Annotated in this window: 13 protein-coding genes, 1 tRNA gene and 2 pseudogenes; 8 read left to right on the top strand and 8 right to left on the bottom strand. The window is 60.3% G+C overall.

Annotated elements, in window-relative coordinates:
• The coding region (locus tag WH91_RS16910; protein ID WP_046172191.1) for an IS3 family transposase at nucleotides 1–624 on the top strand (624 nt) is incomplete at its 5' end.
• A 317-nt stretch (nucleotides 625–941) separates the two neighbouring features.
• Here the strand turns inward: WH91_RS16910 and WH91_RS16905 are convergent.
• Both WH91_RS16905 and WH91_RS24730 read right to left on the bottom strand, forming a co-directional pair.
• Nucleotides 942–1,745 (bottom strand): hypothetical protein, encoded by an 804-nt coding sequence (locus tag WH91_RS16905; protein WP_144408383.1) that lies wholly within the window; start codon nucleotides 1,743–1,745, stop codon nucleotides 942–944.
• A gap of 474 nt (nucleotides 1,746–2,219) precedes the next feature.
• Nucleotides 2,220–2,360, bottom strand: coding sequence for a hypothetical protein (locus WH91_RS24730; RefSeq protein ID WP_158409590.1), 141 nt, complete (start codon nucleotides 2,358–2,360; stop codon nucleotides 2,220–2,222).
• A 318-nt stretch (nucleotides 2,361–2,678) separates the two neighbouring features.
• Between WH91_RS24730 and WH91_RS16900 the strand changes: the two genes are divergently transcribed.
• The gene (locus tag WH91_RS16900; RefSeq protein WP_046172189.1) at nucleotides 2,679–4,466 is read left to right on the top strand and encodes a DUF262 domain-containing protein; all 1,788 of its coding nucleotides are present in this window, start codon (nucleotides 2,679–2,681) and stop codon (nucleotides 4,464–4,466) included.
• Nucleotides 4,349–4,606: pseudogene (locus tag WH91_RS26220) on the top strand (hypothetical protein); the annotation flags it as partial. The gene WH91_RS16900 and the pseudogene WH91_RS26220, both read left to right, overlap by 118 nt.
• 33 nt (nucleotides 4,607–4,639) lie before the next feature.
• Here WH91_RS26220 and WH91_RS26215 read toward each other — a convergent pair.
• Nucleotides 4,640–5,056 (bottom strand): annotated as a pseudogene (locus tag WH91_RS26215) (type I restriction enzyme endonuclease domain-containing protein); the annotation flags it as partial.
• A 6-nt stretch (nucleotides 5,057–5,062) separates the two neighbouring features.
• On the opposite strand from WH91_RS26215, the gene WH91_RS22745 reads away from it, so the two are divergent.
• Nucleotides 5,063–5,788 (top strand): DUF3387 domain-containing protein, encoded by a 726-nt coding sequence (locus tag WH91_RS22745; RefSeq protein ID WP_199533536.1) that lies wholly within the window; start codon nucleotides 5,063–5,065, stop codon nucleotides 5,786–5,788.
• A gap of 150 nt (nucleotides 5,789–5,938) precedes the next feature.
• On the opposite strand, the gene WH91_RS16890 is transcribed toward WH91_RS22745, so the two are convergent.
• Nucleotides 5,939–6,028 (bottom strand) — tRNA-Ser (locus WH91_RS16890).
• 245 nt (nucleotides 6,029–6,273) lie between these two features.
• On the opposite strand from WH91_RS16890, the gene WH91_RS16885 reads away from it, so the two are divergent.
• The 3 genes from WH91_RS16885 to WH91_RS16875 all read left to right on the top strand — a co-directional run bounded on the left by WH91_RS16885 (nucleotide 6,274) and on the right by WH91_RS16875 (nucleotide 7,761).
• The gene (locus WH91_RS16885; protein WP_046172188.1) at nucleotides 6,274–6,597 is read left to right on the top strand and encodes a hypothetical protein; all 324 of its coding nucleotides are present in this window, start codon (nucleotides 6,274–6,276) and stop codon (nucleotides 6,595–6,597) included.
• A 61-nt stretch (nucleotides 6,598–6,658) separates the two neighbouring features.
• Complete coding sequence (gene msrA / locus WH91_RS16880) at nucleotides 6,659–7,315, top strand: peptide-methionine (S)-S-oxide reductase MsrA (RefSeq protein ID WP_046172187.1); 657 nt, start codon at nucleotides 6,659–6,661, stop codon at nucleotides 7,313–7,315.
• An 80-nt stretch (nucleotides 7,316–7,395) separates the two neighbouring features.
• Complete coding sequence (locus WH91_RS16875; RefSeq protein WP_158409589.1) at nucleotides 7,396–7,761, top strand: MmcQ/YjbR family DNA-binding protein; 366 nt, start codon at nucleotides 7,396–7,398, stop codon at nucleotides 7,759–7,761.
• 211 nt (nucleotides 7,762–7,972) lie between these two features.
• Here the strand turns inward: WH91_RS16875 and WH91_RS16870 are convergent, their stop codons facing one another.
• Nucleotides 7,973–9,757 carry a hypothetical protein gene (locus WH91_RS16870; RefSeq protein ID WP_143078190.1) on the bottom strand — a complete coding sequence of 595 codons (1,785 nt, stop codon included), beginning with the start codon at nucleotides 9,755–9,757 and terminating at the stop codon, nucleotides 7,973–7,975.
• Between the two features lie 198 nt (nucleotides 9,758–9,955).
• Here WH91_RS16870 and WH91_RS16865 point away from each other — a divergent pair, with 198 nt between their 5' ends.
• Nucleotides 9,956–11,380 (top strand): MFS transporter, encoded by a 1,425-nt coding sequence (locus tag WH91_RS16865; protein ID WP_046172184.1) that lies wholly within the window; start codon nucleotides 9,956–9,958, stop codon nucleotides 11,378–11,380.
• Nucleotides 11,381–11,702: 322 nt separating this feature from the next.
• On the opposite strand, the gene WH91_RS16860 is transcribed toward WH91_RS16865, so the two are convergent.
• The 3 genes from WH91_RS16860 to WH91_RS16850 all read right to left on the bottom strand — a co-directional run bounded on the left by WH91_RS16860 (nucleotide 11,703) and on the right by WH91_RS16850 (nucleotide 13,858).
• Complete coding sequence (locus WH91_RS16860; RefSeq protein ID WP_046172183.1) at nucleotides 11,703–12,338, bottom strand: peroxiredoxin; 636 nt, start codon at nucleotides 12,336–12,338, stop codon at nucleotides 11,703–11,705.
• A gap of 163 nt (nucleotides 12,339–12,501) precedes the next feature.
• Nucleotides 12,502–12,999 carry a CreA family protein gene (locus WH91_RS16855; protein WP_046172182.1) on the bottom strand — a complete coding sequence of 166 codons (498 nt, stop codon included), beginning with the start codon at nucleotides 12,997–12,999 and terminating at the stop codon, nucleotides 12,502–12,504.
• Nucleotides 13,000–13,057: 58 nt separating this feature from the next.
• Nucleotides 13,058–13,858 carry an amino acid ABC transporter permease gene (locus tag WH91_RS16850; RefSeq protein WP_046172181.1) on the bottom strand — a complete coding sequence of 267 codons (801 nt, stop codon included), beginning with the start codon at nucleotides 13,856–13,858 and terminating at the stop codon, nucleotides 13,058–13,060.
• Nucleotides 13,859–13,935 lie beyond the last annotated feature (77 nt).

Raw genomic sequence — 13,935 nt, 5'->3', positions numbered from 1 at the left:
TTCCTGTATCTGCGTAACGTGCGGGGACATGTCTGGAACCACAAGCGCGTTTACCGCATCTACCGTGAGCTGGAGCTGAACCTCAGGATCAAGCCGCGCAGGCGGTTGAAGCGAGACAAACCGGATGCTTTGGCGGTGCCCGCTGCGCCAAACATGGTCTGGTCCATGGACTTTATGGCGGACCATTTGGGAGACGGCCGACAGTTCCGGCTCCTCAATGTCATCGACGACTTCAACCGCGAGGGATTGGGCATCGAGGTGGATTTCTCGCTCCCCGCCGAACGGGTCATTCGTAGTCTGAACCAGATCATCGAATGGCGCGGCAAGCCATTGGCAATCAGGGTCGACAACGGCCCGGAATATGTCAGTGGCAAACTCATGGCGTGGGCGCAAAGCCAAGGCATTGCCTTGCGTCACATCCAGCCCGGCAAGCCCCAGCAGAACGCCTATGTGGAACGCTACAACCGCACGGTCAGGCACGAATGGCTCGACCAATACATCATCGAAACCATCCAGCAGGCCCAGGAGTTCGCCACGCAATGGCTATGGACCTATAACAATGAGCGGCCCAATATGGGCATCGGCGGCATAACACCCGCCCAGAAATTGGCAATGGCTGCGTAAATTCTACCGAAGAGCCCCGTTAAAAACGGGGGGATTACCGGGTTGGGCAGCGTTGCAGACTTTACTCTCGAGGAAGCTCGGGACAAAGCACGGGACGCGCGTCGCGCCTTGGCGGATGGGGGCCGGGTCAAGCGACAATGAAATTGGTGCCTCGTGCTATAAATTTGCCTGACATGAAGGCAAAAGCTGAGCCTGCGACCAAGCGCACACCTTCCCCTGAACTCAACGTCAGGCCTCGTAAATAACTTAGGCCTTGACTCCAGCTCCAAATTTCCACCGGGTTGGGGTGGCCTCAGAAACCCGATTTCCTACAGCAGTTAATCAAAATCCCAGTATGGTTCTCCAGTCGAAAGCACCCAATCTTCTGATGACACTGGAGCCAGTATTGCGCTTTCTGTTAAAGTGGATGCGATCTCTGCCGAGGTCTTGGGTGAGAGTGAACGGTTCTGTACCCCCCGTATTTCTTCAAGATACCAGCCGACTGTGCCCAATGGCTCGAACCTAAGCAAAGCGCGCTCCTCGCCCTCCCAAAGATAAAAGTAGCACCGACCGCTCAGCACCTTTAAAACAGCGTCACTGCGGACCCTTGATCCAGTCAAGCAGTTGTTGAACATCGCGGCGGCCTCGTAGAGCGCGGATTCGCTTCTTAATGGTTTTAGTTCAGTCGTTCCGGGCCAAGGAGCCTCAGGAAACGCCATTGCGAGCACAACCCTCCGCATTTCGACTAGTGGTACAGGTGCTTGTAGGATTTGAGCAATGACCTCGGCCCCTGCAAGCTGCTCAAGCCGCCGCAAAGTCCAGCAAAAATAGCCTAGTGCTTGACCGGGAACACGCCCACTGCGGAACAAGTCCAGGGTCGATTTTGTTGTCATGCCCGGCGGCAGCATGGCCAGCCCACGAATAGTCTCGTCTTCGATGCGGGGAACGTGATGCATTAGCTTGGCGACGGCTTTATCGTTGGCCAGCAGCACCTTAATCAAGCATTTATAAACATCGGCAGATCGGGCAACCGCACCGAGCTTTGCAAGCGCCCGCATGACGCCTTGTGGAACGATGCCGTACGCATGAAAAATTAAGTCGCGGCCACGCGTGTAGGTGAGCAGCTTGTGTGCCAAGGCCATGCTGCTGCGATTCCGGTCAAGAGAGTTGTTGAGCGGACCTGACAACCATGAGTGCCAAACGTGACGCCTTGCGTCTGTTGCACAGAGATACTCGCTTAGCTTGTTTCCCGCCCAAATGGCTCTAACCTGCTGCTCAAATTCGCCAGCCAGCAGCTGGAGAACGCTAGAGTGTTCGTCTTTAAGGGGCATTGGAGGGTGTGGGGGTAGATTGTAAGTACCCAGATCGAAATCGCGAGACACAACGAGCGAACTCATCAAAATGGGGTCAGCAACGGCTGGCATTATGCGGTGTTCTTTAGGCACTTGAGACCTCCTGAATAAAATTTTCAGGTCAGAACCCTTCATAAAGGGCCAGTTCAGCCTCCCGCCCCCTAATTTTTCGCGTTGAGGATGTATTTTCCAGCTCGACCACCCAGTCCCCAAACGAACGCTGCGATGGAGGCCCGCACAGTGCATGAAACATTGCAGGGCTGCTCAAGCTGTTGCCTCCGTCACAGCCTGTTCAATGGCCGAACCGATCGCGATCTGCGGATCGGGCTGAGCCACGAGGGTCTGAAAGTCGCGAAGCGCCTCAAGTCCACCTCGAAACGTAAACCGCTTCGTATCGAGCGCCATGCAGGCGATCACTGGTCCTGGACAGACGCTCCGCCTCTGCGCCGGCCCATGGTCTCAATGGCACGATCGAGCGCTGCCGGGTCACGCAGCTTTGCCCAGACCCTTGGCTGTGCTGCCCCGTTCAGTGTTTTGTGGATCGATCTACTGACGCCGGCCGGTTTGCGTTGTTACCGCGCGCAAGGCTAGGATTTTGAGGGTAGTCTAGCCTGAATTGCTGGTTCTGATGCTCGCCCGAGAAGTTGCCGCTAAGCCAAGTATCAATCCTCGCCGCTTCGGCTTAGACCCCGCATAGTGCGAAATAACCGTCCGGAGAGTCAGATGCCTCATGCCAGTGCAGCTATCGAACTGCGATCCGTTGCGCGCCTGTTGACCGACGAGCATGGAGGCCCGGCGAAATATTGGATTCCAGCTTATCAGCGCGGTTACCGTTGGACCAGGACGCAAGTCTTCCAGTTGCTGGACGACATCCGGGACTTCCTGAGGGATAGCCTGGGTCGACCGGCCGGACAATTCTATTGCTTGCAGCCGCTGGTGGTAAAGAAGATGGAGGATGGCGGCTATGAAGTCGTCGACGGCCAGCAACGGCTGACCACCATCTACGTCATCCTCGCATGCCTCGAAAATTGGGTGACGGAGCTCGGGCACGCCAATTTCGAGATCGACTACGAGACCCGAATGCGAGACGCCGATTTCCTGCGCAGCATGGACGAGGCCAAGGCAGACAATAACGTCGACTTCTTTCATATTTTCGAAGCGCGCAGAGCCGTAAAGGACTGGAGCAAAGACAATCCGGGACAGTCGCTCAAGCTGATTCAACACCTGCTAAATAGCGATGGGGTCAGCCCTGAAGTCCGGGTGATCTGGTATGAGTTGCCACCGGAGGAGGATGCCATCGCAGCTTTCACCCGGCTCAATATGGGCAAGATTCCTTTGACCGAGTCCGAGTTGGTCCGCGCTCTGTTTCTGCGATCCGCTGCAAAGGATGACGCGAGCGGTGCGCTTGGCATGCGCATCGCCTTTCAGTGGGACAGGATCGAGCACAGCCTTCAGGACAATGCCTTCTGGTATTTTCTGCAGAGCTCAGGGGAAGCGGTCAACCGGATCACGCTGATCTTTAATCTGGCCGCCAAACTCTGGGATCGCGGTGATGCCGGCGACGATCACGCGGCCTTCACCCACTTCGCCATGGCGATGAAGCACGAGGGCAATACCGAGCAGACCTGGAAAAGCGTCAACGACATCTTCCAAGCGCTCGAAGAGTGGTACGAGGACCGGTACCTGTATCATGTAATCGGCTTCATCCTGCATCACACGCCGCGCAATGAATCCACGATCGGCAACTTGCTGGAGCATAGCGCGCAGCTATCCAAAGCGGCGTTCAAGGCTAGCTTGCGCGACCACGTACTGCGCATCGCTTTCGGTGTGAATCCTATGCCGGCCGCAGAAATCGGCGCGATGGTAGAGCAGCAAAGCAATGAAGCCAGCTACGGCAATCTGGAAAAGGTGCGCAAGCTTCTGCTGTTATTCAACATGGCGACATTACTGGAAAACTCCAATTCCAACATTCGCTTCCAGTTCGACAGTTTCAAGAAAGAGATCTGGGACGTGGAGCACATCCGCTCGGTTAGCGACAGTCGCCCCGATGACCCACGCGCCCAAAGTGCCTGGCTGAGCCATTGCAGCGCCTATCTCAAGACCGACAAGCGGCCTGAAGCTGCTGCCCTTTTGAGCGTCATCGACGCCTATCTCGAAATGGCCACCAGCAAGAGCAAGGACATGAGCTTTGAAACGATCGATAGTCAAATCCTGTCCTTTTTCAACGAGGCCAGCGAGGGTGGCGGCGATGGGTTGTCGAACCTAACCCTGCTCGATAGCAGCACCAACCGGGCCTATAAGAACTCGGTCTTTGCGGTCAAACGCAACATCCTGCTGAAGAACGATCAGGCCGGCACCTTCGTGCCGCTTTGTACGCGTAACGTCTTCCTCAAATGCTACAGCAGCATGGTGGGCAATGTGACCTTCTGGGGAGCGGAAGATGCCGAGGCCTACCTCGATGCGATCTGCAAGACGCTGACCAAATTTCTGATTGCGGCGGAGGCCGTGTGATGGAGAATCGGATTAGTTTTTCCCAGCTCATCAATGACCAGACACGAGTGCTTATCCGCAACAAAGCGCGTCGCGAAAAGCTTGCGGATCGGTTTCGCGATGCCTCCGACCCATTCAAAGTCGTGATCGTTCGCGATATGTGGCTTACCGGCTTCGACGCTCCGAGCCTGCATACCATGTATCTCGACAAGCCAACCCACATCGTCACGGATCTCAATGGCGGCATCAGCAGGAACCGCAAGGGCGAACGCTTGAGACAATTCGGTCACGGCTCGTGTGAAGCGGCTCTTGCCATCCTCCTGCGCCAGTATGTGTTCCTGCGCCGGCGGAAGCAGCGAAAGCTTTTGTCCAGCCGTCCCTTCTGTCCAGTGCGACCAGTCGAAGCCGTGGAACAGACCGAGGCAGACCTCGTATTTTTCGCGCATCAGGGCGATCGCGTCTGCTTGGTCGATCGCAGCCCGGCCAGTTCCACCCGCATCGGTGTAAAGCGCCAGCGCCTGCCGTAATTCGTCAGCGAGCCCGAGATAGTCGACTACAAGGCCCCCCGGCTTGTCCCGGAAGACGCGGTTTACGCGGGCAATCGCCTGCATGAGCCCGTGCCCACGCATTTCTTCCAGGCTGTTCGATCAGCTCTTGTGAAGACGACCGGCGAGGGGCAGCGCTCGGATGAGGATCTCGATCATGCCATACGGCAGATAGTGTCCAATGCAATGCTGTCGGACGAGGTCATCGATATTTTCGCCGCAGCAGGGCTGAAGAAGCCGGACATCTCCATTCTCTCGGACGAGTTTTTGGCCGAGGTGCGTGGCATGCCGCAACGCAATCTTGCCGTCGAACTGCTCGAACGACTGCTGAAGAGCGAGATCAAGACGCGTGAACGCCGCAATGTCGTCCAGGCACGCTCTTTTTCCGAGATGCTAGAACAATCTCTGCGACGCTACCAGAATCGCGCAATCGAGACTGCCAAGGTGATTGAGGAACTTGTTCAACTCGCCAAGGTCATGCGAGAGGCATCAAAACGTGGCGAGGAGATGGGCCTCAGCGACGACGAGGTCGCCTTCTACGACGCGCTGGAGACTGACGATAGCGCTGTGACGATCTTGGGGGATGAGGCGCTCAGAGCCATCGCGCGGGAGTTGGTAAAGACCGTCCGCGCCAATGTCACTATCGACTGGACGGTGCGCGAAAACGTGCGGGCAAATTTGCGTGTGCTCGTGAAGCGCATCCTGAGAAAGCATGGTTACCCACCGGGCAAGCAGGAAAAGGCCACGCAGACTGTACTGGAGCAGGCTGAGACGCTGTCCGCTACTTGGACAGCGTAGACGACTGCTTGTTAGCTTGAAAGGATCGCTCCTCTCTTAGACTGGAGCGATCCGCATTATGCAAGTCGGCGCTATGTCGGACAATGCGGGAGTCAAACCGGGTGTTGGACTGCAGTGACAGCGCTGCGAGCCCCGCAGCACAAGGGTAAGTGGCGGAGAGAAAGGGATTCGAACCCTTGAGACGGTTCCCCGCCTACACACTTTCCAGGCGTGCGCCTTCGACCACTCGGCCATCTCTCCGCAGTGCTCTATCCCCGGGCTGGAAACGCCGGAGGGGCCGGCTGGTTGGCCGACGTGAGCGAGGCGCAATATACTTATCATCGCCCCCGGCGCAAGGGAGCACGACGTCTTGATGACGATTGTTTTTTGCGGCAAAGGGTTACCACCTTGTGAGTGGACCCTCGTGCGTGTCACAAAAGAACTTGTGCACGGGGTGGAACGGGTGGGCCAACCCCAACTTATCCCCTGAGGCACAGGGAAATAGAATGCGGCTTATCCTGAGAATTGCCGGCACTTGGCTGATCGGTCTGGCGCTGGTCCTGCTGGTTGTCGACGGCACCAAATCGCTGGGCGCCAATGCGCTGATGTTTACAAGTCTGGCGGATCTTTGGACATCGGTGCACCCGCCGAGCCTTGACGCCGTCGAAGGATTTTTCGACAGCCGGTTCTTTGCCCAATTGCTCGATGTGGCGCTGAAGGCCGTGCTGGACTATCCGGCCTTTGCTGTGTTTGGCGTGCCGGGCATCCTGCTCGCCCTGCTGGGTCGCGCGCCACGCCGCGAGCGGTTCCTGCGGGCCGACCAGATCTAGACGCGACGTGTAACCACCGAGCCTGTCAGTACGAATGACGGGCTGAAAGGAAGAAAAACTCATGTTCTTCAAATCCAAACCCACCATGGTTCCGACCTCTGCCCAGGCCTTGCCGGGCCGCAGCAATGCGATGAGCGTGACCAGCGAGCATTTCGTCAACGGCCAGAGCCTCACGGGGCCCTACCCCGCCGGCGCCGAGACAATCTATTTCGGCCTTGGCTGCTTCTGGGGCGCAGAGCGCCTGTTCTGGGAGCTGCCGGGCGTCATCGTGACCGCCGTTGGCTACCAGGGCGGCTCGACGCCGAACCCGAGCTACGACGAAGTCTGCTCAGGCCAGACCGGCCATACCGAAGCGGTCAAGGTGGTCTATGACTCGAGCCAGACCAGCCTCGAAAAGCTGCTGAAGACCTTCTGGGAAGAGCATAATCCGACCGAAGGCATGCGCCAGGGCAATGACGTCGGCACGCAGTACCGCTCGGCTATCTATACCACGACGCCCGAACAGGCGGCCGTGGTCGAGCAGAGCCGCGAGGCCTATCAGGCAGCGCTCCGTAAGCAGGGCCTCGGACATATCACCACCGAGATATCCCCGGCCGCCGAGTTCTTTTATGCCGAGACTTATCACCAGCAGTACCTGGCGAAAAATCCGCGCGGTTACTGCGGTTTGCAGGGCACTGGGGTGAGCTGCCCGATCGGGGTCGGCGTCGCTGCAGAATAGTCGTTTCTGAACGAAAATAACTGATTATGAACGCCGGTCCAGTCACGGATCGGCGTTTTTTCGTTAGCAGAGTGTTCACATTGAGCTCACCCTATCCTGACATCATGCGACGCGACGGCTTTGAGGCGTTTGTTCTGACGCTGCCGAAGACGACTTTGGTGCGGCAGTGGCGCGATGACTCCGTTGCCAAAGTCGGCGGCAAGATTTTTGCGCTGCTCGATCGCGATCCCGGCGAAGTTTGGCTCAAGGTTTCCGAAATGGCGTTTGAGCTGCTGACGGAATTGGATGGCGTGCGGCCGGCGCCGTATTTTGCGCGGGCGGGATGGGTGGCGATTTCGGTGGAGAGTCCGCTGAGAGGCGACGAGGTGGAAGCCTATGTGCGGGAGGCGTATCGGATCATCGCGGGGAAGCTGAGCAAGACGGTTAGGGCGGAGCTGGGGTTGTAGGGAGTGACTGCGCAGTTTCGCCAAACCACTGGGTTGGCAGTGGCCTCGGGTCGAGCCCGAGGCAGGAAGGAAGTGTTTGCTTCTTAGAAAGCACCCCCCCTAGCCTCCCCCTGATGAGGAGGAGGGACTCTATCGAGTACGAGCCACTATCTCACCTCACCCACCGGCCAAATTCCTCCCCCTTTTCAAGGGGCGCCAGGTACGGGCATTCTTACTCCGGCAAAACCGAGAACACCTGTAGCGGGCTGTCGGGCAGGCTGACGTCGACGAGCCAGTCGGGCAGGTTTCCCGCGGCGTAGAGATTGGCGAAGCTGTCGGGGGCGCGGTCGTTCATGCCGAGGACTTCGGGCATCGCGGGGCAGAGCACGACGAGGCCGATGCCGCGCTCGGTCAGAATGGCGCGCGCCTCGGCGATAGGGTCGCTGAAGAAGCGGAAGGTGTCGCGGACGCCGCGCTGGTTGCGATGGTACGGAGCCGAGACGACCTCGTGCGGGGTATAGAGCATCAGGTGGGCGCCGAGATCGACCGGCGACATGATGCGCTCGGGCGGGATGGCAGCCAGCTCGGCGAAGGCCGAGGGGACCAAGCAGAGTTCCTTATTGGCGCGGAGCTCGGACACGGCCTGGGCCGTGCCGGGCATCACATTCACCACGGCGGTGACCAGCAATGACAGGACCACGCCGGCAAATGCCAGCCAGCTGAAGACGAGGCCGGCGATTTGCGGGATGCGCGGATTGGCGAGATAGCGACCGCGGGTCGACACGATCAACCAGGCGGCGGCGGGCATGGCCGGCATGATGGCGAGGCGGGCGCCGCGGACCTGGATCAGCATGATGAGCGAAGTGGCGAGGAGAAAGATCAGCACAGCCGCCCATTCGTCGCGGTCTGTCCTGACGTACCAGAGGCGGGCGATGACGACGATCACGGCGAGCAAGGCCGGCAGGCCGACGGAAACCGCATAGGCCGGCAACTCGCCGATGGTGGCAAACCAAGGGCGCGCCTCGATGATGCCGGCGATCCAGTTGGCTTGCAGCCATGGATCGAGCCCGCCGTAGGGCCCCTTGAGGCATTCCGGATAGAGCGCGACCATGATTGCCAGACCGGCGAGGCCCAATGCGGCGAGCACCGCCAAGCGCTGCCATGGGGCACGGAGAGGCAACAGGCTGGCGAGGGCAAACGCCACGCCGACCACCAGCGCGATGCCGACATAAAAGGGCGAGATGACGTCGCAGGCCGCTTCCATCCAGCGCGACGGCGGCCGGAAGATGGCGAGGTGAACCAGTGCCGACAGGGCAAAGCTGAGCCCGAAGGCGCGCATGGTGGCGGCGCGGGCCGGGTTGACGACCCAAGCCAGACCCATGACGGCGATGGCGGCGCCGATCGGCGGCAGGGATTCGGTGGCGATGGCCAGGGCGGTCGCAGCGAAGAAGCCGCAGAGAATGGCGAAGCGCGGACGGCGCAGCGCTTCGACGGCAGTCCAGAGCATGGCCAGCGTCAGCAGGATAATGACGTTATGATGGTCGACGCGGCCGGGGGTAAATTCGGCGGTGATGGCGGGACTGAGTACCGGCAGGATGACGGCGGGCAGCACACCTTCGGGGCCGACGAGGCGATTGGCCAACAGGGCGCTGAGCCAAAGCAACATGGCCAACAGCAGCATGGGCCAGACGAAGCCGGCGGCGACCATGGCGGCGTCGAGGCCGAGCAGCGGCGTGAACGCCATAACCAGAACGGCGATGGGCAGATCCACCAGCCGCGACCAGTGAATTTCGGCGCCCCAGGGGGTGTTCAGCCGATGGGCGGTAAGGTCGTACCAGTTTTGGCCGTGGATAAAGTCGCGCACCATGACCATGCGCATGGCGTCATCGGTATCGGCAAAAAATGGCAGTCCGGCGCGGCCAAAAGTGGTGCGGGTGATGAGGATGACCACCGCAACGAGGAAGACGGCAGCAACGATACGAAGGTCTGGGCCGCGGGTGGCGGGGGCGGTGGTCACGGTCGGCATCCTCGGTGGTGGCGGCAGGATGGGTGATGGGGGTTAAGATGGGGTTTGTCAGTCGCTGCGGCGGTGAGTGGGATAGTGGCCCTCGGGTCTAGCCCGAGGGAGAAGGAAAGGGCTGCACAAGAAATAAGCAATTGATTTCGCACCCCCACCGATATACCAAGTCATTGCTTGTTAAATAGGGATTGCGCGATGTCGGATTCCGTCGAGGGCCGCTGGGCTGAGATTTTTACGCCGCGCTATGCGCCAGTGACGCTGATCCTTTGCCTTGGCGTGGCGCTGCTGGCGTTCAATGCGTTTCTGGCGTCGATTTCGCTGCCGACGGCGGTGCGGGAAATGGGCGGGGTGGCTCTGATTTCCTGGGCGCTGACGCTGTTCCTGGTGTTTGCTATTGTCGGCGGGTCAGGCGCGGCGCTGCTCAAGCAGCGGCTGGGGGCGCGGACGGCACTGTTGGTTTCGGCGGCGGTGTTTCTGGTTGGCACTGTGGTGGCCGGGTCGGCGACGTCGATGGAACAGGTGCTAGTGGGGCGGGCGCTGCAGGGGCTGGGCGAGGGTGTCGTGTCCGCCATCTGCTTTGCGCTGATCCCGGAACTGTTTCCGTCGCGGCTGGTACCGAAGGTGTTTGGGTTGCAGGCGATGATCTGGGCCATTGCGGCGTTTGGCGGCCCGGCGGTGGCGGGGTTGCTGACCGAGCTGGTTTCATGGCGCGCGGCGTTTCTGGTCAATGTGCCGCTGGTGCTGATTTTTGCCGCCATGGTGATGGAGAAGGTGCCGGCGCATTCGCCGACTGACCGGGCCGTGGTGACGTTTCCCGGGCTGCGGCTGCTGGTGATTGGCGCGGGCATCATGCTGGTGGCTATTGCGGGTGTGGCGCAGCCGTTGCCGGCAACGGGGCTGCTGATGGGTGCTGCGGCACTATTGGTGGGCGCCGTGTGGCTGGATGGGCGGGCGCGCGACCGGCTGATGCCACCGGATGCTTTCCGGCCGATCTCGGTGGTGGGGACCGGGCTGTGGATGGTGCTTCTGATCAATGTGGCGGGCGCCGGCTCGGCGGTCTATCTGGTGCTGGTTGTGCAGGAAATGTGGGGCTATGGCCCGACTGCAGCCGGCGCATTGGCGGCGGTGTTGGCGGTGGCGTGGAGCCTGTCGGCCGTCACGGTTGCCAATGTGCGCAGCAAGGAGACGCGCAAACTGCTGATCCGGCTGGGACCGCTGATGATCGGCGCCGGGCTGTTGCTGGTGATGGCCGGGTTGCAACTGGACCAGGTGGCAGTGGTGATCGTGGGCCAATTGATCATCGGATCGGGCTTTGGCACCTGCAACGGCTACCTCAACCTGACCATGATGGAAGCGGCGAGCGACGGGGAGCGCGACCGGACGTCGGCGCTGATGCCGACGACGCAATCTGCCGGCAATGCCATCGGGGCGGCTCTGGCGGGCGTAGCGGCCAATGCGGCCGGAATGGCGGCGGCGGTTTCGACGGATGAGGTGAAGCTGGCGACGGTTCCGGTCTATGTGCTGGGGGCAGTGGTGGCCGCGCTTGCACTTGCGGCAGCCTGGCGAATGGTCGGGATGATCCGGCCGCAGGACGCCAATTCGAGTTTTGCGGCGGGGTAGGAGGCGGATGGAAGAGTCTTTCTTGGGTACCCCCACCTGTCATTCGGGCGTAGCCCTCACGGCCTTCTCACCTAAAATAACGCCGCTGGCGTGATTTTGCCTGCGGCCGGTTCGAAGTCCCCCTGATGAGGGGGAGGAATTCGCTCCACCCCTTTGACTGAATCGAGCATCAATTCGCTCGCCTCCTCCCCTTTTCAGGGGGAGGTTGGGTGGGGTATTCTTCCTTGCCGGGCATAGCTCTGGGGACCTGCTCCAAGCCAAGAAAAAGGCGGTGGTTGGTACCACCGCCTAGTTGTCAGGGAGAAAACGATTTGCGGGAATGTTACCCGCGGGGCTGGGGAACAATTCGCAGGTAGGGCTTGGGTTCCTTCCAGCCGTTCGGGAATTTCTCCTTGGCGGCTTCATTGGAGACCGAGCCGGCGATGATGACGTCTTCGCCATCTTTCCAGTTTACCGGGGTAGCGACCGAGTATTTTGTGGTCAGCTGCAGGCTGTCGATGACGCGGATCACTTCATCGAAATTGCGGCCGGTGGAGGCCGGGTATTCGATCTTGAGCTTGACCTTTTTATCCGGGCCGATGACGAAAACCGAACGGACGGTCAGCGTGTTGTCGGCGTTCGGATGGATCATGTCATAGAGTCGGGCCACTTCGCCCTTGGTATCGGCCAGCAGCGGGAAATTGAGCGCCGACCCTTGCGTTTCCTCGATGTCCTTGGCCCAGGCGCCGTGATCTTCCAGCTTGTCGACGCTGAGACCCAGCACCTTGACGCCGCGCTTGTCGAATTCCGGCTTCAGCTTGGCGGTGTAACCCAGCTCTGTGGTGCAGACCGGGGTGAAGTTCTTGGGGTGGCTGAACAGCACGGCCCAGGAGCCCTCGATGTAATCATAGAAGTGAATCGGGCCTTCGGTGGAATCCACGGTGAAGTCCGGGGCGGTATCGCCGATCAGAATTGCCATTGTTGTTGCCTTTTCCTTCTCGGGCCCAAGCCCAAATGCGCTGTGTCCAGCATATCGTGCTCCATGGTCCGCTATGAAGCGGTGGCGAGCGAAATGCTTTTATATTCTGCGGGGTTAATGCGCCATGGCGTTCCACGCGGGTGCCATGACGCAGTATTTGAGCTTAGCGACTGGCGGGAGCGCCGTTGGTCCAGGTGACCTGCTCGGTGTTGAGCGGGATGACCGAGAGGCTCATCTTGCCGCTGCCTTGCTGAATCTCGCGCGCGTGGGCCAGGTAGATCAGGGAATTGTTGGCCTGGTCATAGACGCGGGTTACGCGCAGCGACTTCCAGATCAGCGAGCGGCCCTGCTTGAATATTTCCTCGCCGCCGGCGCGGGTCTGAATATCGCCGATGGTGATGGGGCCGGTGACCGAGCAATCGAGCGCCGAATAGGACGGGTCCTCGAACCAGTTGCCCTGGCTGACGCGGTCGATGAACGAGCGGTTGAAATAGGCCAGGTGGCAGGTGACGCCGGCCACTTCGGGATCGGCAACTGCATCGATGGAAATGTCATTGCCGGTCCAGTCGACGCCGACATTGCCGACCTCGCGGCTATCGCCACAGGCGGCAAGCGTCACGGCGACTGCGGCGGTCATTGCGAGGGCAGCGAGGCGGTTCATGGGCGAGGGCTCCTTATGGCGAAACACAGATGGCCCGCGCCCTGCCCCAGCACAAGAGTCAGCGCGTATTTTCGTGCAGATGGCGTTCGAGGAGGCGGACCAGCAGGGACAGCGAAATGGTCATGGTGAGGTAGAGGAAGGCCACGACATTGTAGGTTTCAAAGAACAGGAAGCTGCCGGATGAATAGACCTTGCCGAGCTGGGTGATGTCCTGGACGCCGAGCGCCGAGACCAGCGCGGAATCCTTGACCATGGAGACGAAATCATTGGCCAGCGGCGGCAGGATGTTTCGCAAAGCCTGGGGGAAAGTGACGAGGCGGAAGCATTTCCAGCGCGAAAAGCCGAGGGCGCGGGCGGCCTCGATCTGGCCCCTGTCGACGGATTCGATGCCGGCGCGAAAGATTTCGGCGATGAAGGCGGAATAGCAGACGGTGAGCGCGAGGATGGCCCGCCAGACGAAGTCGAACTGGCGAATGGTGATTGTGGCGTCGATGGGCTGCAGCAACCAGTTGACGGCGCTGACGAGGCCGGGTGCGCCGACGAAGGCGACGTAGAACAGGAACACCAGCACCGGAATGCCGCGGATGATTTCGACGTAGAAGGTGGAGAGTTCGCGCAGGATGCGATTGCCGGAGGTGCGGGCGATGGCGATCAAGAGGCCCAGTGCCGTGGCGGCGGCGAAGGCGATGATGGTGACCCAAAGCGTGGTGATGACGCCGCCGCTGAGGGCGCGGAAGATCTGGGAATAAGCGGCGTCCGTGGTGATGCCCCAGAGGCCGAGCACGAACAGCAAGGCGATGGCGAGCAGCCACCACGGGGTGCGGGACAGAATGGTGGGTCTGCGGGGGATGTAGGTCATGCGGCGTGAGCACCGGGTCGGCCGCATTCTCGATGCGACACCTCCCCCTCAACGGGGGAGGTTGGGTGGGGGTACCG

It is taken from the genome of Devosia psychrophila (assembly GCF_000971275.1).
GTDB lineage: Bacteria > Pseudomonadota > Alphaproteobacteria > Rhizobiales > Devosiaceae > Devosia > Devosia psychrophila.
The sequence above is the reverse complement of the archived record's forward strand: the minus strand, read 5'-3'. Positions and strand labels throughout refer to the sequence as shown.

What these genes read in the sequence shown, in the direction of transcription:
- WH91_RS16905 (WP_144408383.1), bottom strand. Translation starts at nt 1,745, where the DNA reads ATGGCCTTGGCACACAAGCTGCTCACCTACACGCGTGGCCGCGACTTA.
- WH91_RS24730 (WP_158409590.1), bottom strand. Translation starts at nt 2,360, where the DNA reads ATGGCGCTCGATACGAAGCGGTTTACGTTTCGAGGTGGACTTGAGGCG.
- WH91_RS16900 (WP_046172189.1), top strand. Translation starts at nt 2,679, where the DNA reads ATGCCTCATGCCAGTGCAGCTATCGAACTGCGATCCGTTGCGCGCCTG.
- WH91_RS16885 (WP_046172188.1), top strand. Translation starts at nt 6,274, where the DNA reads ATGCGGCTTATCCTGAGAATTGCCGGCACTTGGCTGATCGGTCTGGCG.
- msrA (WP_046172187.1), top strand. Translation starts at nt 6,659, where the DNA reads ATGTTCTTCAAATCCAAACCCACCATGGTTCCGACCTCTGCCCAGGCC.
- WH91_RS16865 (WP_046172184.1), top strand. Translation starts at nt 9,956, where the DNA reads ATGTCGGATTCCGTCGAGGGCCGCTGGGCTGAGATTTTTACGCCGCGC.
- WH91_RS16860 (WP_046172183.1), bottom strand. Translation starts at nt 12,338, where the DNA reads ATGGCAATTCTGATCGGCGATACCGCCCCGGACTTCACCGTGGATTCC.
- WH91_RS16855 (WP_046172182.1), bottom strand. Translation starts at nt 12,999, where the DNA reads ATGAACCGCCTCGCTGCCCTCGCAATGACCGCCGCAGTCGCCGTGACG.
- WH91_RS16850 (WP_046172181.1), bottom strand. Translation starts at nt 13,858, where the DNA reads ATGACCTACATCCCCCGCAGACCCACCATTCTGTCCCGCACCCCGTGG.